The following is a 19,110-nucleotide window of genomic DNA, read 5'->3' as shown; positions in this document are numbered from 1 at the left end:
CTAATACGATCTACTTGAAATAAATTTAATAAGTGAAGAAAGGTAATCTTTATAAATATTTTGCTGTGTGATTTGTGTTAATAATTTATTAGCCTCTTCCTCTAAAATATTTAAATAATCTAAAATTTGCTGTTTGATATTATTTTTTATTATTAAATCTTGTATTTCTTTAAATTCATCATTGGTGCGTTTATCCGCTTTAATCATATTTTCAAGTTTTAGCTTTCCCGCTTCATCTAATTTTTCATATAAAAAAATCAGCGGCAGCGTAACTTTTCCTTCTAAAAAATCATCACCGATATTTTTCCCGACCTGCTTACTATTGCCTAAATAATCAAGTAAATCATCGATGATTTGGAATATATTACCTAACAATTTACCGAAATTTTGCATTACGGTATAGACAGAAACAGATTGCCCTGCAATAATAGCCCCGACAGCACAAGAAGCACCGAATAACTCTGCAGTTTTTGAGCGGACTATTTCATGATATTCTTCTTTTGTAATAATTCGGTGCTCATTCAGTTTTACCAGCTGCGCTACTTCTCCTTCGGAAATAATTGCCGAAGCTTTTGCCAAAATTTCCATGGCGGGGATAGAGCCAGAAGCTACCATTAGCTTAAAAGATTGACTAAAAAGAAAGTCACCGACTAAAATACTCGTTTTGCTTCCCCAAATAACATTTGCCGTAGGCTTAAATCTTCTCATAGTACTATCATCAACTACATCATCGTGTAGCAACGTCGCAGTATGGATAAACTCCACGGCACTGGCGAGTTTTATATGATCCTCGCCTTGATAATCAAATATTTTACTAGTTAAAATAGTCAGAAGCGGACGTATTCTTTTTCCTCCTGCCTCTAATAAATATTTTCCGACGCATTCAATTAACTCCTCATCACTTTTTAAGCAATTAATAATAAGGTTATTTAATTTAACGATCTCATCTTTTAAATCATGCTGTATTTTTTCTATAATATCCAATTTTCAAACCTTATTTTATAATTTCTTGTTATGTTATTCCCGTTTTCAGGCGTTGTTGCATGGCTCAAGAAAATAGTGATTTTTGACCATTTTTGCAAAGCAAACCGGTGTCAAGCCGGCGTTGTTGCGTGGGTACCCTAAACATCCTCGGTGTCATTCCCTCGAAAGAGGGAATCTACTTAACAATATAACAAAAGTTAGATACCAGCTTTCGCTGGTATGACACCAAAAAATTCGATTCATACAACAAGGTTTTCAGTCGTTCGCAATGACGTTTGGGGTATCCATGCAACAATGCTGAACTAGAATGACATCGAAGATGCTTTATTTTATAATTTCTTGCCAAAGATTTTTATCAATTTCTTGAAACTCCGGCAGCATTAATTGTTCTAATATCTTTTGATGTTTATTAAAATCAGGTATTAACTCCTGCATTTTTTCTTTTATATTATCTCCCGGCTCAACTTTTTCCACCGCACTTTTGTATAAAGATAAATAATATAACGGCATAATGTTGTTTATATCGTCAATCTTTCCTATTTTAGAATTATTTGAATTAGCTAAATCTAATTCATACTCAAAGCTTATATCAGTTGAGTTTGAATTTGGATGATCCGAGATAGTTCTTAAAAAGGCTTTTAAAGCATCTTTATATACCGCTCTGCTTTCATCAGAAAAATCCTTAAATCTTCCTAAATTGTAAAAATATGGACCTATAATATCTATTATTTTGAGGTAATTATTAAATATTATTATACCTTTACTTGCAGATTTTTTAAGTATATTTACCGTAGTTTCATTAGTTAAATTAAAACCAGAACTACCAGAAAATAAACTTAAATTATTTATTTGTGCTCTAGTTACTCGATTTAATTCCGTAACTAAATCCACATCTAAGGTAAATGTATATACTCGATTTTCAAGAGGGGTAAAATCAAACTTATCTTTATTGTTAATAATATATACTAGTTCTTCGTTGGTATTGTCGAGTTTGGCAAGCTTTAACAAATATGCCTGCTTATTATTATAGGTTTTTATAGTATTTAATAATCTTTCTATAAAACCTTGATTTAATTTAATTTTTGAATCAATTTTAAGAGCAATGTTATTATTACCTAAATCCTCCAGTTTACCCTTATATAATAAGCTTGCAGAACCTTCGTAACTATCGCTTACAATTTTAGCGTAATCTATTTTAATTTCTAAATCTTTAGCTAAATCATTAAAATTTGTTGCTTTAGTCTCAATATAAAATTTACTATCAAAAGTAAATTTTTCAGGCCAGGCAAATCTATATAATAACAATCCGGCGGGTATGGTTCTATTCTCAAGGTTACTTTCAGATATCTTAGTTGCATAAGTAATATCTAGCTTTTGCGGTAGGTTCTCCAAAAAATCTTCTTTATCTAAATAATATTTACTTTTATCAAACGCTAAAGAAAATAACGTATAATCTTCATCATAAAGCTTTTGATTATCGATTAAATCAAATATCTCTACTTTATTAGAGCGAAATTTAAAAATTTCTATTAAATTAATAATTTCAAATAGATCTTTTTTTTGCCAAAGTATTTTAAATAATTTTAAATTTAATGGAATTTTAGCCGATAAAATACTCTCTTTATTATTAAATTTTACGCCGAAACCTCTTTCTACCGGTTTATGCCGTCCTATTGCCTCCCCTCTAAAAGACAGGAATAAATGCTGCGCTAGTAAATCATACCCAATATGAATAGGAGAATTAAATTCAACTTTTCTGGTACTACTTTCTTCCGACAAATTAATTATAGCAATAGCAAATTTAAAAGGAAAACCGTACGGTCTAACTTTAGAAAATTTAATAAAATACTGCTCATTATTATTAAATATTTTTGCATCAATATAGCGGTTAGAATATTGTTGATTGATCGAATTTGATAAAGAAATAAGAATAGCAAACCATATCCCGCTATATATTAATATAATCGTCGCAGCTATAATTAATACTAACTTAAGTTTTTTTTTCATTGATATAACATTTTATATATAATGCTCATACTCGTCATTACAAGCGACTATAGGCGTTGTTGCATGGCTTGATAAAGTAACCGTATGTCATTCCCCGCTTTCGCGGGAAGGCATTGTTGCGTAGATCAAAAAACGCATTCAGTGTCATACCGTGGCTTGTCCACGGTATCCAGAAAAAACCTTAATCAAAAGACTGGATGCCGTGATCAAGTCACGGCATGACACCGCACGCTTTGCAAAAATTTGATCCACGCAACAATGCCTCACAGGAATGACATATTGACGCTTTTAATCAAGCCACGTAACAATATTACTTACACAATTTCATATATTCTTGATTTAGCTTTACTATATCCCATACCCATAAGGCGACTATAACAATAAACACTATTAATAAATAGAATATTATTGAGTCAAAAGTAGCACTTGGAATTATTATAAATATTAAGGATTGAGTGAATGCCCCGAGAGACTTACCGAATTTAGTCCCAATTACTTCAACGGCAGCTTTTCCTTTAGTCCTAAGCTCTAAAGATAAGGGAATATAAGCCATCTCTTTTGTGGAATCGAATAACGAATATTTTGCCGATTTACTTAATATATTTTGTATTCCGCCGACCAATACTGCCGCATATAAAAGATTAATATTTTCTACAACCGAGCCTATTTCCTCTAAGAAGATTATAAAGATAAAAAATAAAAAACCGGTGACGAATAACATCAGCGGCGTTAATAAAGCGGCGATAAGCCAGCTAAGCCGTCTTAGGATATTACTACCGATTACCATAAAAGTAACGCAGGATAATCCCATCCAAATATTAAATCTGCCCATAAAATGAACGTAATCTATCGTATTCGGATAGAGTTCCTTTACTTTGGCTTTCCAAGGACCCTCTACAATGTTAATGAGCAATCCGTAACAAATTATCAATAATGCTATACGCCCGATATATTTTGAATGAATTATTAATTTTATACTTTCTCTTACCGAAAGTGAGGTTTTTGTTTTAGCTGTTACTTTTTTTAAATCAAGTGTACTTATAGCATCGGTTAAAATAAACCGATTAATTACCTTAAATAATATCATTGCCGTTATGCCGGCTACGACGATTATCGACATGACGGGTTTTAACATTGCTTCCGATCGGTACTCTAAAGTAAAAGGATCAGGTAATAGATCAAAATCTATTACTTCTTTTATCTCCGAGAAAGCAATTAAGACATTTCCTGCAAGTATAAGACCGATATTTCCAACCATTCCAAGGACCGGATAAAATCTTTTTGCTTTACCGGTATCAAAAATATGATTAGCAAATTGCCAAAACATTAAATTAATAACTACCGCACTCCATAACTCGGAGAAAATATACATTACGGCATAGCTCCACTTACCGGCTATTTTGATAAACCATTGAAAATTAGGGTAAGAAAGAATTAAGCGATTTATTAATTCAGGATTTGGATGATAAAAATCTTGATTGGGGAAAATAATATAAGCAAATATTAAGAAAAATAATAAAAAACAACTAACTATAAGATAAAAGATATACTCGAAATTAAACTTATTACTAAGCTTAACATAAGCAATAGTAAAAATAACACATGAAGGTAGAACTAACCATAATTTTAGGAAGCTGATAACTTCCGCACCCATAGCGGGAACTACCAGCGCATCTTTAATGGAGCGAAGTGCGCCGAAATTAAAAAGTATACAAAGCATCATTAAGGCCATAGGCAAAAAAAGCTTTAGCTCTTCTTTCTCTATCGGCCAAATAATTTCTTGAATTTTATTAAAAGCGGTTTTTGGCAGTAACATTATTTATACTGAGACCTTTGCATAAAATAGAATAAACTTTTAAATCGCCTAATGGGTAAAGTCAATAAAAATAGCCAGGTTGTTATACTGAAATATCTTTCCATGGGGTTATTTCTCTATATTGCCAGTAATTTTTTACATTTTCACTTAATTTATCTCGGTTAGTTTTCCATAATTCTTGCATTTTAGGAGTCCACGGCTTCGGACCTGCATAATGTGTTATAAAATACGAAAAATAAGGATTTACATCATCAAAATAGGTAGAAAAATTCCATCTTATCGACAAAGGATAAATATAACCATGAAATGCAATATTAAATAAATCTTGATCAGGAAAAGAAAAATTACATTTTGAGTCATTTAAAGTTTTTGATAAAAAAACACCGACTTTTTTCTTTTTCATGTTTTTTAAATTTAAAAATATGACACCGCTATTTTTATAAGAATAAATCATATTGTTATGACATTTAAGATTAATATTACTTTTACAATGAGCTAAACTTAAGTCCATAGCTCCGGCAGCAATATAATTATCCATATCTATTTTTTTAAGAGAATTTAAGTCATGCAACACTACTATATCGGCATCAAGATACAATATAGAATCTAAATCCGGAAAAATTTGATCAAGATACAAACGGTAAATTACCAGCAACGGCCAATCAGAGGAGAATTTTATCTTCTTTTGTATCCAATCTTTATTTATTAAGTTTTCCGGAAAATTAATAAAATCTATTGAATAATTTTTTATGTATTGCATAGCAGATAATTTTGCTTTTGATTCTGTAGAAACCTGATCGTTAGGACCCATAACTATATGAAATCTATAAAAACTATCTAAATCTGAATTAAGTAGAGCGGAGGCAATAACCACACCTGCATGAGATGCAAATTTATCATTAATAGTTAATGCTATATCAAGAACGTTATCTTGTTTAATTTTCGTGATTTTAATAGTTTTTTGTAATTCTTCCGTAGCAAGCATATAATTATGATCGGGAATTTCCTCATTAAACGATGATCTACCGAATAAATGAATTAAGCTAAGCCTATATAAACATTTTGCCGTAAGAGGCGGAATATCAAGCGAAATTAGACTATTTAAAAAAGGAATTTCATCTTTTGCATAACCTGTATAATATTTTGTAAAATCAAGATCACTTTCTAAACCTAATAACTCTTTTACTTCTTTTTCATATCCTTTAACGATTAGTTTTACTAAATTAATTGCCCCCGTTTCCGTATAAATAACATCTAAACCGTAACTACCGTTTTTTATGGCTTTATATATCTCTACTAAGGTAGAGTTTTCATTTGCATATAAACGAAGTAAACAGTCATATCCTTTGGCTACTTCTAACCTGTCTATTCCGTCTTCTACATGAAAAAAACATATCTTTTCTAGTTTTTCTCTCTCTGGCTTACTTAAAGTTTTATTAGCTAATTGCTCAAGAGAAAAATCAAAATTTAATTGATTTTCACGGATAAGGCTATAAAATTTCATATAGCTATAGCTAGTAATATCCCGTGCATGACTAAAATCTCGATGCATTTTAATATTACTTACGAAGAAACCAATTACTATTATTATTAAAATAAACACCGTTACTAATAACAGCAGAGTAAGGAATTTATAACTAAAAATTTTTTTAAGGCTTATAATTAGGCTCATCAAAATATTTTCATAATAAAAAATAAAATATAGCAACTAATAAATAATAAAGCAATCTTCTTGCCGGGGTAACTTTATTATTATATTGTGACTTTTTTTATATATCTAAATTTACTTATGTTAAGCAATTCTCGATTATTCCTTGCCTGGTTATTTGGGTTTATCAGCGGTTTTGCTATAATGATTAGCGGCAATACTTTGAATTATTGGCTTGCTAAAGAAAATATCGATTTACAAACCATCGGTATACTTTCTTTTATACTCCTTCCTTATTCTATTAATTTTCTATGGGCGCCGATTTTTGATACCGTAAAACTGGGGCGATTAAATAAAATATTAGGTCATCGGTTATCATGGATTTATCTTATCGGGATTCTTTTAGCATTTGCTATATTTATTTTAAGTTTTCTAAATCCTACTAAAAATTTACTATTATTTGCCTTAGTAGCGTTGATCATTTCTTTTTTAAGTTCAGCGCAAGATACTATTTTGAGTGCATTCAGAACGGAAATAATAATAAAAGAAGCTCAAGGAACTGCTTCAGGAATATATATATTCGGTTATCGAATCGGGATGTTATTCTCAGGGTCGGGAGCTATTTATTTATCTAGTTATTTAACATTCAATGAAATATATAAAATTTTTGCCGTATCAATAGTTATTTATTTAGTTCCTCTTATTTTCTTTACTAAATATTTTAACGTTATAGCAAATAATATTTCCATTCCTTCAACAAATTATTCTACTGGCGTTGGTAATTTTATATTGAGCATATTAAAACCTATCGGGTCACTTTCTTTTATTACTTTAATAATAATCTTTCTAATCTTATATAGGTTACCCGATAATTTTATTAACGTTATGATCAATCCATTCTTGATTCACCTAGGTTATAATAACCTTGAAATAGCTAGCGCCGGCAAATTTCTAGGAGTAATAGGGGCTATAATTGGGGGATTAATAGCAAGTTTTATAATGCAAAAAAAGAATATCTTAGATAGTATATTTCTATTCGGTGTTATTCACTCGCTGGCTCATATTTTGTTTATTGCATTAGAAATATACGGCAAAAATCTTTCCTTATTATTTATTACGATAGCAATAGAAAGTATCACGGGCGGCATGGCAATGACGGCATATATTGCTTTTATTTCTTCTCTTTGTCACGGTAAGTTTAGAGCTACTCAATACTCATTTTTTTCTGCGATGATGGGATTCTCAAGAGCAATCTTCCCGACTATTTCAGGCTATATAGTAGTAAATTTCGGTTGGCAAAATTTCTTTGCTTTTACTACTATTATTACTATTCCTTCCTTATTAGCGGCATTAAAAATAAAAAACCGGTTTTTGAGAAAATAGACCTCTTGCATAACGTAGCTAATAAAGAGGAATTTGAAGGAAACACGAAGCGCAGAACCACAGCGTACACGCAAGTAACGTGAGGATCCGAGCATCGGATTGACGTACAAATTACCTTTAGAAGCAAGTTATGCAAGACGTCTTAAATAACTTGCGTACTTATATAAGTATATATATATCTAATTACATATGTTTATGGACATTATAAATTATTCGGAGCTTCGTAGTAATCTTGCAAAAATTCTAGATAAGGTAAATGACGATCATACTCCTATAACTATAACTCGGCAAAAGGGAAAGCCTGCAGTAATAATATCTTTAGAGGATTTTAAATCATACGAAGAAACTGCTTATTTAATGGCAAGCCCTAAAAATGCTAAGCGTTTAAACCAATCTATAAGAGAAATAGAATTGTTGCGTGGATAGGTTACAGCATGTTCTATGTCATTCCCGCGCAGGCGGGAATCCAGAAAAATTATAGTCATCCTGAATTTATTTCAGGATCTATTATCTATTACAAAAAGATGCTGAAACAAGTTCAGCATGACAAAAAAAGTCTAGATTCCCGCTTTCGCGGGAATGACATCGAAAATTTGAACCCTACAATAATGCTGCACAAATAATATTCAATTCAATTCACTTAATTCTCCTCTTGCAAATAATTTAATTTGAAAATTAACAAAATCGTAATTAACGTTAGGGTTTGCAGCGGCAAATTTGTTCGCTTTGATTAATAACTCTAGATCGCGTGCTAAATCGGCAAAGAAAAACTGTATTTCCCCGCTTTGCTTCATGCCGAGAATTTCACCGCCGCCACGAAGTTTTAAGTCCTGTTCCGCTATATAAAATCCATCGTTAGTTGACTTCATTATTTCAAATCTTTCGCGTGCTACTTTACTTAATCTTTTTGGATTATATAATAATATACAGTAAGAGAGGATTGATCCCCGCCCTACTCTTCCTCTTAATTGATGAAGCTGGGCTAAACCGAATTGCTCAGCATTTTCTATAACAATTAAAGTGGCTTCCGGTACGTCAATCCCTACTTCGATAACGGTAGTTGCCACTAATAATTTAATTTGCCCTTCTTTAAATTGCCTCATTACCGCATCTTTTTGATCATTTTTCATTTTACCGTGAATAATGCCGGCTATTTTAGGATAGACCAAATCAATCGCAGCGAAACGACTCATCACATCGGTAAGCGGGATAATATTTTCTTCTATTTTAAGCTCTTTATCGTTTTGATCGATTAAAGGACATATCCAGTAAATTCTTTCACCTAGGGTAAGTTTTTTATTTAATACTTCTATTATATTTTCTATTCTACTAGTCGGCATAACATTAGTGGTAATAGCTAGCCGATTTTTGGGCTTGCTAGTCAATTTTGAGATAGCCATATCACCAAAGACCGTCAGCGCAAGGCTTCGAGGGATCGGCGTTGCCGTCATAACTAACACGTCGGGATTTGCGCCTTTATTTATTAGATTCAAACGCTGCTGCACCCCGAACTTATGTTGTTCGTCTATAACGATATAGCCAAGATTTTTAAAACTTACCTTTTCTTGAAATAAAGCATGCGTACCGATTAATATGTCAATCTCACCATTTTCAAGCTGAGACATAACATTTTTTCTGGTAACACCTAATATTTTACCGGTCAAAAGAGCAACTTTTATATCAGTATTTTTTAAAGCTTTAACAAAAAACTCATAATGCTGATTAGCAAGCAAATCTGTTGGCGCCATAAGAGTTGCTTGAAACTTTGCTCCTACCGCATTTACGATAGTAAGCAGAGCTACTAAGGTCTTACCCGCTCCGACGTCGCCTTGTAATAGTCTCATCATTTCAAATGAAGAACTTTGATCTTGCTCTATTTCTTCTATAACTTTTTGTTGCCCCTGTGTTAATTCAAATCCTAATTCGTCTAATACGGATTGCTGTATAACTGCAGCTTTGCTAAAACTATTGCCGCGCTTTAACTGAATTTGTTTACGGATATTGTAGAGAGATATTTGATTAGCGATAAGCTCTTTAGCGGCTAATCTTTTTATAGCTTTTTCTATAATATTTGTTTCATTTTCATTTCCGTTTACTTCAGTGTCATCCCCGCGCCCCGTTATGTCATTCCTGCGAAGGCGGGAATCCAGTCCGTCATGCTGAACTTGTTTCAGCATCTCATTAGATTCTGAAGTAAATTTAGGATGACTAGAAGCGTTTTCCGGATTCCCGCCTTCGCGGGAATGACATAATGAAGCGTAGGAATTACATAATGAGGCATCAAAGGAATATTGAACATGAAGAGTTTTTAAATCCGTCAATAATGATTCTATATATTCTACTATTTCCGTATTAGTTCCTAGCTTTAGCTTAGTGCATTTCTCTTCAAATATATCAATTAACTTTAATATGTAAGAATAAATTTGTTTATTATTAATCCCGAACGTTAAGGGATAAATCGGTTCTATTGCTCCTTCAAATTTAGGATTATAAATAAATTCTGGATGGGAAATTTGCACATAATGATCAAAAAACTGTACCTTACCGCTAATTGTGTGAGTAGTACCGACTTTTAATTTATTAAAAATAAAAGGCGGTAATTTATGAAAAAATACCATTAATAAAGAACCGGTATCATTAGCTGCCGTAATCTTTAACGGCTGATGTTTTTTTATCGGTAAAAATATTTTTTCGATTGTTACCTTAGTTTGAATTAACTGTCCTTCTTTCACCTCGTATAAATTCGGCGAGATTATTTTCACCTGCCATGAAATCGGACGATAAAATAATAAATCCCGCACGGTTATTATACCGAGCCTTTTAAAAGCTTTGATTACATCCTCATTAATGTTAAGCAATGAGCCGACTGAAGCAAATAAAAACTTTTCTATGCTGGTTAACATAATTCTAAAACATCTTCCTATAAATCATATAAGAATATAAGATAATTTTAAAATTATTTCCAGTAGCTTTAGTTAAATACTTGACAACTAAGGTAGCGATCTTTAAATTTGTTTATATTCTGTTAGGTAAGAATTTAAGGAGTAATATCAGAAGATGTCATTCCCGCGTAGGCGGGAATCTAGAAAAATAATAGTCATGCTGAACTTGTTTCAGCATCTCTTTTAATATATCCTGAAATAAATTCAGGATGACGTATAGAATGGATTCCCGCTTTCGCGGGAATGACATCGAAAATTCGAGCCATGCAACAAAGCTAATGCCGTGCCGGAATGACATCAGAAATTACGAAAACCTACCACAAACAACTTTTAAATTAATTACAATTTATGAATAAAATTTATCCCTCTTCCGAGTTAGCGCTAGAAGGCTTGCTTTACGACGGTATGACGATTATGGCAGGAGGCTTCGGCCTTTGCGGTATTCCGGAAAATTTGATAAATGCGTTGCTTAAAAGCAAAGTGCAGAATTTAACCGTTATTAGCAATAATTGCGGGGTGGATAATTTCGGTCTTGGGCTGTTACTCCAAACTAGACAGATAAAAAAAATGATTTCCTCGTATGTCGGCGAGAATAAAATTTTTGAACAACAATATTTAGATAAGACATTAGAGCTTGAACTTAACCCGCAAGGAACGCTAGCCGAAAGAATTAGAGCCGGCGGCAACGGTATTCCGGCTTTTTACACCAAAACCGGTATCGGGACAATAGTAGAAGAAAACAAAAAAGTAGGTGAGTTTAACGGTGAAAAATACTTGATGGAAACCGCGCTTTTTGCCGATCTTGCTATTATCAAAGGCTTTAAAGCCGATAAAAGCGGTAACGTAATATATAATAAGACGGCAAGAAATTTTAATCCTATAATGGCAGGAGCCGCTAAAGTCACTGTTTGTGAAGTAGAAGAAATAGTTGAAATAGGCGAACTTGATCCCAATAATATTCATACCCCCAATATTTTCGTACAGAGATTGGTTTTAGGAGAAAAATATGAGAAGCGTATAGAACAATTAACAACTCGATCAAAATAGGGATAAAAATGGCTTGGAGTAAAGAACAAATTTATCAAATAACCGCCGAACTTGAACTTAAAGAAGGCTTATATGTTAATCTCGGAATAGGTATGCCGACCTACGTCGCCAACTATATCCCTAAAGGGGTAAATGTTGTATTTCAAAGCGAAAACGGCATGCTAGGTATGGGACCGTTTCCTTATGCAGGTGAAGAAGATCCTGACTTAATTAATGCCGGCAAACAAACTATTACTGCTTTGCCGGAAAGTAGTTATTTTGATAGCGCGTTTTCATTCGGCATGATTAGAGGCTCTCACGTTGACTTAACTATTTTGGGAGCAATGCAAGTGTCACAAAAAGGCGATATCGCTAATTGGACTATCCCCGGCAAAATGGTAAAAGGCATGGGCGGTGCTATGGATTTGGTGGCTAATACCAAAAGGGTCGTCGTGATAATGGAGCATACGGCAAGAGACGGCGGCATTAAATTACTAAAAGAATGCAGTTTTCCCTTGACGGGGACCAAGGTAGTTAGCAGAGTAATAACCGACCTTGGAATTTTTGATGTTGATAAAGATGAAATGTTACTAACCACAATAGCACCGGAAGTAACGCTCGACGAGATTAAAGCAAAAACCGAAGCAGAATTTAAAGTAGCACTATAGGGGAATTTAATTGTTTTTCAGAATATCATTCCTAGCTAAAAAGGGCGTTGTTGCATGGCTCTAAAAAAGTGCTATATGTCATATTCCCGCGAAGGCGGAATCTAGTCTTGTCATGCTGAACTTGTTTCAGCATCTCATTAATAGATCCTGAAATAAATTCAGGATGACTATAATTTTTCTAGATTCCCGCCTGCGCGGGAATGACATACGGCACTTTTTTAGAGCCATGCAACAACACCGCTAAAAAGACGCATATCTTAAAACACGAATTTAGGATAAATTCTTATCCTAAATCGGCGTTTAAAGAGTAGGAAAATTCTATCCAACCTCTCTCTAACTATATTTACCGAACATTTCTTTATTTTTTATTTGCCAAAGTGCCGCAAACAACAATCCAACAGTAAACATTTGGAGGAAAAGTATCGCCTCACCAAGCGCAGGAGAGAGTAACGTAATAATAGGTTGAAGTAATACCGGCACGCCACTAGCAAACATCACTAATCTTACACAGGTTTTCATTGGGGATTTAGGACCGAATAAATTAGTTAAAACGTAAACTAATAAAATTATAAAACTTTTTTCAAATAAAAAAGTAACAAACCAAAAAAGAATTATAATCGGCATCCCTATATAAATAAAGACGGTCGGAATGCTAGCTAAACTATCTGCACAATATTTTTTTATTATCTCAGGAGTTAAAGCTTTTTGACTTGGATCAAATATTTTAGAATATTCAATATCGGTAGTTAACTTTTTCTTAGTAGTGGCTTCTACTAAATTTATTATAAGCTTATTTGCGGTTAAAATAATAGGTATCTTACTTTTTTCGTTAAGCGGTAGCTGGTTATTAATATCAATAGCTACTATTTTATTTTTATTTTTGCTATATAAATATAAAGGCCCTTCCTCTTCTAAGGAAATTTTTATACCGTTATATTGAATATCCGGCAGCTGATTTATAATATATTCAATGCTTTCGGTAGCTTTTGATAAATGCTTGCCGTTAAAATAATCTTTCAACGTTACTATATAATTTAATACAAAAATACAATAAATTATTGAAGGGATAAAAGAAACGACAAATAAATATCTAATACCGTATCCTTGGTAATTCCTATAAACATCTTTATAAAAATTTATCGAGCTAACGGATAGCCACCATTGACGGAATAATGTATTTAACCATACTAATATAAATGATACTAAATGCATTTTTAACTAAAATATTTAAACATAAATTTTATTAACTGTAGATTATACGAATATAGCATAAAGAGGAAGAAAAAAGAACGAAAATATGATAGAGTAATATGTTATAATATATAAAATAATGAAGCTTATTGATTAAGCATTATTTATTTACTAACGCGAATTTAGGATAAGTTCTTATCCTAAATTCGGTTCAAAAGCTGAATAATCAAGGGTAAAGGCGGCTTCACCCTTGATTATAAAATTAATATTTACTGCTAATTATATTTAATTCTAAATATAATTAGCAGGATTATAGGGCAAAATGATAGCGCTAAGCCGCCTTAAGCTATCATTTTTCCTTATTTCTATCAGTATTAGGATAAGATTTTTTTAAAAATCTTATCCTAAACCGGCGTTACTAATATCTATTTTTTTATGAATAATCTCATGCTCGAACAATTTAATATTATAATTCCTGAATTATCACTTACGCTAATAGCACTTTTTACGCAAATATTTGCAATATTTTTTAGCAGTAAAAATAAAATTATTGTTAATCTCACTATTTTACTATCGATAATATTAGTTTTTGTGACTCTAAAAATTTCTGCTCAAGAAGCTACGGCATTTAACGATTCCTTCGTTACTAACTCGGTTACGGGTAGCTATAAAGCTATAGTCTTAATATTTACGATAATGACTATGATAATTTACCGCGATTACTGTGCTACTAGCTCCGAAGAATTAAAAAATGAATTCTTTACCTTAGTGTTATTATCAACTGCAGGAATTTTTGTTGCAATCTCGGCACGGAATTTTTTGCTATTATTTTGTGCTATGGAGTTGCCGGCTTTAATAGCTTATGTTCTCGCCGGCTTTAAATTAAACGATATTAAATCATCGGAAGGGGCGCTTAAATATTTTATTTTAGGAAGCTTAGTTAGCTGTTTATCGTTATTCGGTATTTCTTTTATATACGGCTTCGGCGGAAGTTTAGAGTTTAGCGATATTTTATATAAATTAAATACTTCTAATGCAAATATCGGTTTAGTAGTCGGAATTGTACTTTTTTTAAGCAGCTTATTCTTTAAACTCTCTAGCGTTCCTATGCATTCATGGGTACCGGAGGTATATGAAGGCTCACCCGTAAGCTCGGTTACTTATTTTGCTACCGCTTCAAAAATCGGCATGGTTGCAATCTTGTTAAATATAATGAACTTAGTGGTCGGTGATTATCACCCTATTAGCATTAATTTAATAAAAATAATTGCCGTATTATCAATGATTTTCGGAGCTTTGGGAGCGATTAGGCAAACATCTTTAAAAAGATTAATGGCCTATAGTACTATTTTAAATATCGGCTATGTGTTGGTCGGGGTAGCCTTGCATAACTCAGAAGGAAATTTTGCCGCTATGCTTTATATGCTGATATATGCCACCGGCACAATAGGGTTTTTTGCATGTTTAATAGCACTGCTCGGGAGTGAAGCAGATAAAGCAACTTTTGACAGTATACAAGGAATATCGGCAAACCACAAAGCAATAGCAGGTGCCATAACAATTATTATGTTTTCCATGATAGGCATCCCGCCGTTAGCCGGCTTTTTAGGAAAATATTATCTTTTTTATCAAGCAATTAATAAAGGGGAATATTTATTAGCTTTTGTTGGTATTTTTACTAGTATTATCGCCGCTTATTATTATCTCAAAATTATTAAAACCATGTATTTTGTCGAAAATATTGAGCTAATCGAGAAAAAAATACCGACGCAATATGGATTATTATTAATTAATTCCATTGTTATAGGTTTTTTACTTTTTGCCTCTTTTTTTATTAAATTTTGAAATAAAGCTTGCTATTATAGGCTTATAGTTTAAAGAAAAAGCCTATTTGATGTCATTCCCGCGAAAGCGGGAATCCAGAAAAAAGTATAAAAGTCATCTTGAATTTATTTCAGGATCTACTAAAAAAGATGCGAAAAACTTATTCAGCATGACAAGAAAAAGTCTGGGTTCCCGCCTTCGCGGGAATGACACACGGCACTTTTATCAAGCCACGCAACAACGCTCGTTCGCAATGACGGGGTTTTTGTGTTAATTCCGATCCACGCAATATGCCGCCACGGTATTACAACATATACTTAACATATGAATAACTATAAATTACTAATCTTCGATGAAATAGACAGTACCAACCTAGAGGCTATTAGAATCGCAAAAACTAATCCTTCTTTAAATTATGCTATACTTGCAAAAACTCAAACGCAAGGACGCACTCGGAAAGGTAAAAAATGGCAATCCCTGCTCGGCAATTTACATACCAGTTTATTATTAAAGCCAAATAAAGAACTAACTCTTTTTCCGCAATTATCGTTTGTAACCGGGCTTGCCGTCTATGAGACTATAGAGTCTCTTATTTTTCAGTGTCATTCCCGTGAAAACGGGAATCCAGGAAAGGCTTCCGGTCATCCTGAATTTATTTCAGGATCTATTAACAATAAGATGCTGAAACAAGTTCAGCATGACGAACCGGATTCCCGCCTTTGCGGGAATGACATAAAAGAGCGCAAGAATGACATTGGAGAAGAAAATAACATTAAAAATATTAAACTTAAATGGCCTAATGATATCCTGATCAACGATAAAAAAATTTCCGGTATACTTCTTGAATCTCTTACCGTGGCAAATAATAACTATCTTATTGTCGGAGTCGGAATTAATATAGTCCGTAATCCATTAAACATAGATCAATTAACCACTAGTTTATCTGCCGAAAATATGGAGATTCACCGGCCGGAAGCTTTACTTGATATTTTTATAGTAAATTTTGAAAAATATTATCAAATTTGGGAACAAAAAGGATTTATTGAGATTAGAAAAATATGGCTTGAAAAGGCTTATAAACTAAATGAATCAGTTACGATTAACGACGGAAATAACACTATTACCGGTATATTTAAAGGCATCGACGAAGTCGGCAAAATAATTATACAACTCCCTACAAAAAAAATATCTTCTTTTACAGCGGGCGAGCTTTCTTTTTAAGTAAATAATATTAGATTTAATTCTTAAGTTAAAATTAGAGGTTAGTTATGGGTAAAAGCTATTGGCGTGAGTTTAAAAAATCCGTGCAAGATTTTTATGCTCCGTTGAATAAGGAAGAATTATATAACAAAGGTTTAGAGTTATATAACAAACCTAAAAGTGATGATGACTATATAAAGGCCCTGCAATATTTACAATCTGCTATGATTTTGGGGTATAACAAGGCTTGTGAAAAAGCAGCAGAATTTTGTACGAAAGATCTTCTAAATATAAATAATAAAAAGCTAGGGACCTTATTAAATAACATTTTCATAAATCGCATGGAAGGTCCTCCGTATGATAAAATGACGTTTAGGATATCCACGCGGGCATTGCCAACTGCCGCTAGAAATGACATCAAAACCCCGAACCGCTACCTCTCCTCCCTCAACGCTTGAAAAATTATTTGTGCTAAGGGGGTGCTGATGCCTTTTACTTTTGATAGTTCGGCAATACTAGCCTCACATATTGCTTTGTATGAACCGAAATAATGTAGTAATGCTTTTTTGCGCGTTTCTCCGATATTTTCTATTTGATCAAGACTAGAGATTTTTATAGCTCTTGACCTACTGAGCCTATGATTTTTTATAGCGAAATTATGCGCCTCATCTCGCAGAATTTGTAAATATTTCATCAGCGGCTGATTCTTATCTATAGTAAAAACCTCTCTATTTACCATATGAAACTGCTCAAGACCGGCATTTCTATCTGGACCTTTTGACATACAAACAAACGGCAAGTTTATATCTAATTTATTCATTACCTCTTTCACTACACTTAAATGTCCTTTCCCGCCGTCGATAATCATTAAGCTTGGGGTTTTATGCAGCTCTTGCTTTAGCCTTGTAAGCCTTCTTGTTAACACCTGCCTTAACATCTCAAAATCATCGCCTATAGTATTATCAACATTAAAAATTCTATATTCTTTCTTATCGAAACCGGATTTACCGACGATAATCATCGCTCCTACTGCAAACTTGCCCATAATATGGCTATTATCATATACCTCAATACGTTCAGGTAATTCCGGCAGATCAAATAAATCTTTGATTTCTGCCATAACTGTTTGATTTTTAGCAAATCTTTTTAAATACTGATCTAAAGATAAAGCCGCATTTGCTTCAGCATTTTCTACTAATTTGGCTTTACCGCCGCTAACGGGTACAGTAATATTAAGCTTGCTTATATCATTAAATTTTTTTATAGCTTCTATTATATTCTCTTTATTATTTATAGAACAATTGAGAATAATTTCCGGTGGGGCCTGTTGTTTTTGATAGAATTGAGTTAAAAAATATTCTAAAACTTCTTCTTTGCTACTATTCTCCGTATGAATCGGAAAATAAGGAATATTACCGCACGCTTGACCGATACGGTAGAGGAACACCTCTACGCAATAATGACCGTTTTTTTCTATAATAGCAATCACATCGGCATCTTTAACGGCGTTAAATATACCGGCTTTCAGCTGCACGTAACTTAAAGCTTTAATACGATCCCTAATTTCCGCTGCTTCTTCAAAACGCATTTGCCGGCTTAATTCTTCCATTTTGCTAGATAAATTTTCTTGCAGCTCTTTAGTGCGACCTTGCAAAAAATCTTTCACTTGCGTTACTAGCTCGGCATAATGTTCTTTATTAATTTTCCCAACGCAAGGAGCATAACAACGCTTAATTTCATATTGTAAGCATGGGCGTTTACGAGTATTAAAATAATTATCGGTGCAGGAACGTAACTTAAAAATTTTTTGTAATTCTTTTAAGGTAGTAATTACATGAGCAGGAGAAGCAAAAGGACCGAAAAATTTACCGTTTGTTAAATTTCTCCCTCTAAATTTCAGTAATTGAGGATAATCGTGATCTAAACGTAATTTGATAAAAGGAAATGATTTATCGTCTTTTAGTAATATATTAAATTTCGGTTGGAATTTTTTAATTAACTGTGCTTCTAAAAGCAGAGCCTCCACCTCGGAATTTGTAACACTATATTCCAAAAAATGAGTAGCCGCTACCATCCGAATGGTTTTGGTATCTAAGTCAGTTTTAATATAATTAGTAAGACGTTTTTTTAGGTTTTTAGCTTTACCGACATAAATAATTTGTTTGCTAATATCAAACATGCGGTAAACCCCCGCACTCGCCGGAGCATCTTCAAGACGAGATTTTATTAACCTACTTCCTATAAGTTGCTTTAATTCTGAAGCCATGTTATTGCTTTTCTTTCCATTGATGTTTACCCACACGGCATTACCCGCGTGGATCAAAAATTGTCTCAAAAAAGTATAGCTTCGCTTATTAGAGTCTATAAAGTCCGTCATTGCGAGCAACTGGAGGTGTTGCTGCATGGCTCTAAAAAAGTGTT

Annotated in this window: 18 protein-coding genes and 1 pseudogene; 11 read left to right on the top strand and 8 right to left on the bottom strand. The window is 33.0% G+C overall.

Annotated features, from left to right (window positions below; genetic code table 11):
- The 3 genes from AAGD64_RS04230 to AAGD64_RS04220 all read right to left on the bottom strand — a co-directional run bounded on the left by AAGD64_RS04230 (position 1) and on the right by AAGD64_RS04220 (position 2,991).
- Complete coding sequence (locus AAGD64_RS04230) at positions 1-984, bottom strand: polyprenyl synthetase family protein (protein WP_341793985.1); 984 nt, start codon at positions 982-984, stop codon at positions 1-3.
- Between the two features lie 175 nt (positions 985-1,159).
- On the bottom strand, positions 1,160-1,330 hold the full coding sequence (locus AAGD64_RS04225) for a hypothetical protein (protein WP_341793984.1): 171 nt from the start codon (positions 1,328-1,330) through the stop codon (positions 1,160-1,162).
- Entirely contained in the window at positions 1,309-2,991 is a 1,683-nt protein-coding gene (locus tag AAGD64_RS04220; protein WP_341793983.1) for a hypothetical protein, read from the bottom strand. Before AAGD64_RS04220 ends, AAGD64_RS04225 begins: the two co-directional genes overlap by 22 nt.
- An 84-nt stretch (positions 2,992-3,075) precedes the next feature.
- Here AAGD64_RS04220 and AAGD64_RS04215 point away from each other — a divergent pair, with 84 nt between their 5' ends.
- Positions 3,076-3,213 (top strand): hypothetical protein, encoded by a 138-nt coding sequence (locus AAGD64_RS04215; RefSeq protein WP_341793982.1) that lies wholly within the window; start codon positions 3,076-3,078, stop codon positions 3,211-3,213.
- An 88-nt stretch (positions 3,214-3,301) separates the two neighbouring features.
- On the opposite strand, the gene AAGD64_RS04210 is transcribed toward AAGD64_RS04215, so the two are convergent.
- On the bottom strand, positions 3,302-4,807 hold the full coding sequence (locus AAGD64_RS04210; RefSeq protein WP_341793981.1) for an Npt1/Npt2 family nucleotide transporter: 1,506 nt from the start codon (positions 4,805-4,807) through the stop codon (positions 3,302-3,304).
- An 82-nt stretch (positions 4,808-4,889) separates the two neighbouring features.
- On the bottom strand, positions 4,890-6,359 hold the full coding sequence (locus AAGD64_RS04205) for a glycosyltransferase family 8 protein (protein ID WP_341793980.1): 1,470 nt from the start codon (positions 6,357-6,359) through the stop codon (positions 4,890-4,892).
- Positions 6,360-6,596: 237 nt separating this feature from the next.
- Here AAGD64_RS04205 and AAGD64_RS04200 point away from each other — a divergent pair, with 237 nt between their 5' ends.
- The 4 genes and pseudogenes from AAGD64_RS04200 (at position 6,597) to AAGD64_RS04185 (ending at position 8,461) form a co-directional block, all read left to right on the top strand.
- Complete coding sequence (locus tag AAGD64_RS04200) at positions 6,597-7,838, top strand: AmpG family muropeptide MFS transporter (RefSeq protein WP_341793979.1); 1,242 nt, start codon at positions 6,597-6,599, stop codon at positions 7,836-7,838.
- A pseudogene (locus tag AAGD64_RS04195) lies at positions 7,796-7,982 on the top strand (palindromic element RPE1 domain-containing protein); the annotation flags it as partial. The gene AAGD64_RS04200 and the pseudogene AAGD64_RS04195, both read left to right, overlap by 43 nt.
- Positions 7,983-8,027: 45 nt before the next feature.
- The gene (locus tag AAGD64_RS04190; RefSeq protein WP_341793978.1) at positions 8,028-8,264 is read left to right on the top strand and encodes a type II toxin-antitoxin system prevent-host-death family antitoxin; all 237 of its coding nucleotides are present in this window, start codon (positions 8,028-8,030) and stop codon (positions 8,262-8,264) included.
- Between the two features lie 8 nt (positions 8,265-8,272).
- Entirely contained in the window at positions 8,273-8,461 is a 189-nt protein-coding gene (locus tag AAGD64_RS04185) for a hypothetical protein (RefSeq protein ID WP_341793977.1), read from the top strand.
- Positions 8,462-8,464: 3 nt separating this feature from the next.
- Here the strand turns inward: AAGD64_RS04185 and AAGD64_RS04180 are convergent, their stop codons facing one another.
- Positions 8,465-10,741: an ATP-dependent DNA helicase RecG gene (locus AAGD64_RS04180; protein ID WP_341793976.1), complete on the bottom strand. Its 2,277-nt coding sequence runs from the start codon at positions 10,739-10,741 to the stop codon at positions 8,465-8,467.
- Positions 10,742-11,128: 387 nt separating this feature from the next.
- On the opposite strand from AAGD64_RS04180, the gene AAGD64_RS04175 reads away from it, so the two are divergent.
- On the top strand, positions 11,129-11,827 hold the full coding sequence (locus AAGD64_RS04175; RefSeq protein WP_253307794.1) for a CoA transferase subunit A: 699 nt from the start codon (positions 11,129-11,131) through the stop codon (positions 11,825-11,827).
- A gap of 8 nt (positions 11,828-11,835) precedes the next feature.
- Positions 11,836-12,474, top strand: coding sequence for a 3-oxoacid CoA-transferase subunit B (locus AAGD64_RS04170; protein ID WP_341793975.1), 639 nt, complete (start codon positions 11,836-11,838; stop codon positions 12,472-12,474).
- Positions 12,475-12,807: 333 nt separating this feature from the next.
- Here AAGD64_RS04170 and AAGD64_RS04165 read toward each other — a convergent pair whose 3' ends face one another.
- Positions 12,808-13,686: a DUF1189 family protein gene (locus AAGD64_RS04165; RefSeq protein WP_341793974.1), complete on the bottom strand. Its 879-nt coding sequence runs from the start codon at positions 13,684-13,686 to the stop codon at positions 12,808-12,810.
- A gap of 426 nt (positions 13,687-14,112) precedes the next feature.
- Between AAGD64_RS04165 and nuoN the strand changes: the two genes are divergently transcribed.
- Genes nuoN through AAGD64_RS04145 form a run of 4 tightly spaced genes read left to right on the top strand, consistent with a single transcriptional unit; the run spans position 14,113 to position 17,147 of the window.
- A complete protein-coding gene (nuoN, locus tag AAGD64_RS04160) occupies positions 14,113-15,510 on the top strand; it encodes an NADH-quinone oxidoreductase subunit NuoN (protein ID WP_341793973.1) in 1,398 nt (465 codons plus the stop codon).
- Positions 15,511-15,559: 49 nt separating this feature from the next.
- A complete protein-coding gene (locus tag AAGD64_RS04155) occupies positions 15,560-15,763 on the top strand; it encodes a hypothetical protein (RefSeq protein WP_341793972.1) in 204 nt (67 codons plus the stop codon).
- Positions 15,764-15,813: 50 nt separating this feature from the next.
- Positions 15,814-16,710, top strand: a complete 897-nt coding sequence (locus AAGD64_RS04150) for a biotin--[acetyl-CoA-carboxylase] ligase (RefSeq protein ID WP_253307797.1) — start codon at positions 15,814-15,816, stop codon at positions 16,708-16,710.
- Positions 16,711-16,757: 47 nt separating this feature from the next.
- Entirely contained in the window at positions 16,758-17,147 is a 390-nt protein-coding gene (locus AAGD64_RS04145; RefSeq protein WP_341793971.1) for a hypothetical protein, read from the top strand.
- Here AAGD64_RS04145 and uvrC read toward each other — a convergent pair.
- A complete protein-coding gene (gene uvrC, locus AAGD64_RS04140) occupies positions 17,123-18,955 on the bottom strand; it encodes an excinuclease ABC subunit UvrC (protein ID WP_341794153.1) in 1,833 nt (610 codons plus the stop codon). The genes AAGD64_RS04145 and uvrC overlap by 25 nt on opposite strands.
- Between the last annotated feature and the right edge of the window lie 155 nt (positions 18,956-19,110).

Origin of the sequence: Rickettsia endosymbiont of Ceutorhynchus obstrictus (assembly GCF_964026565.1) — a bacterium.
In the GTDB taxonomy this organism is placed as follows: Bacteria; Pseudomonadota; Alphaproteobacteria; order Rickettsiales; family Rickettsiaceae; genus Rickettsia.
The sequence above is the reverse complement of the archived record's forward strand: the minus strand, read 5'-3'. Positions and strand labels throughout refer to the sequence as shown.

Bases quoted from the DNA above. Each gene is read 5' to 3' on its own strand.
- AAGD64_RS04165 (WP_341793974.1), bottom strand. From the start codon at position 13,686: ATGCATTTAGTATCATTTATATTAGTATGGTTAAATACATTATTCCGT.
- AAGD64_RS04205 (WP_341793980.1), bottom strand. From the start codon at position 6,359: ATGCATCGAGATTTTAGTCATGCACGGGATATTACTAGCTATAGCTAT.
- AAGD64_RS04185 (WP_341793977.1), top strand. From the start codon at position 8,273: ATGTTCTATGTCATTCCCGCGCAGGCGGGAATCCAGAAAAATTATAGT.
- AAGD64_RS04175 (WP_253307794.1), top strand. From the start codon at position 11,129: ATGAATAAAATTTATCCCTCTTCCGAGTTAGCGCTAGAAGGCTTGCTT.
- AAGD64_RS04190 (WP_341793978.1), top strand. From the start codon at position 8,028: ATGTTTATGGACATTATAAATTATTCGGAGCTTCGTAGTAATCTTGCA.
- AAGD64_RS04170 (WP_341793975.1), top strand. From the start codon at position 11,836: ATGGCTTGGAGTAAAGAACAAATTTATCAAATAACCGCCGAACTTGAA.
- AAGD64_RS04215 (WP_341793982.1), top strand. From the start codon at position 3,076: ATGTCATTCCCCGCTTTCGCGGGAAGGCATTGTTGCGTAGATCAAAAA.
- uvrC (WP_341794153.1), bottom strand. From the start codon at position 18,955: ATGGCTTCAGAATTAAAGCAACTTATAGGAAGTAGGTTAATAAAATCT.
- AAGD64_RS04155 (WP_341793972.1), top strand. From the start codon at position 15,560: ATGTCATTCCCGCGAAAGCGGGAATCCAGAAAAAAGTATAAAAGTCAT.
- AAGD64_RS04210 (WP_341793981.1), bottom strand. From the start codon at position 4,807: ATGTTACTGCCAAAAACCGCTTTTAATAAAATTCAAGAAATTATTTGG.
- AAGD64_RS04220 (WP_341793983.1), bottom strand. From the start codon at position 2,991: ATGAAAAAAAAACTTAAGTTAGTATTAATTATAGCTGCGACGATTATA.
- nuoN (WP_341793973.1), top strand. From the start codon at position 14,113: ATGCTCGAACAATTTAATATTATAATTCCTGAATTATCACTTACGCTA.
- AAGD64_RS04145 (WP_341793971.1), top strand. From the start codon at position 16,758: ATGGGTAAAAGCTATTGGCGTGAGTTTAAAAAATCCGTGCAAGATTTT.
- AAGD64_RS04180 (WP_341793976.1), bottom strand. From the start codon at position 10,741: ATGTTAACCAGCATAGAAAAGTTTTTATTTGCTTCAGTCGGCTCATTG.
- AAGD64_RS04150 (WP_253307797.1), top strand. From the start codon at position 15,814: ATGAATAACTATAAATTACTAATCTTCGATGAAATAGACAGTACCAAC.
- AAGD64_RS04200 (WP_341793979.1), top strand. From the start codon at position 6,597: ATGTTAAGCAATTCTCGATTATTCCTTGCCTGGTTATTTGGGTTTATC.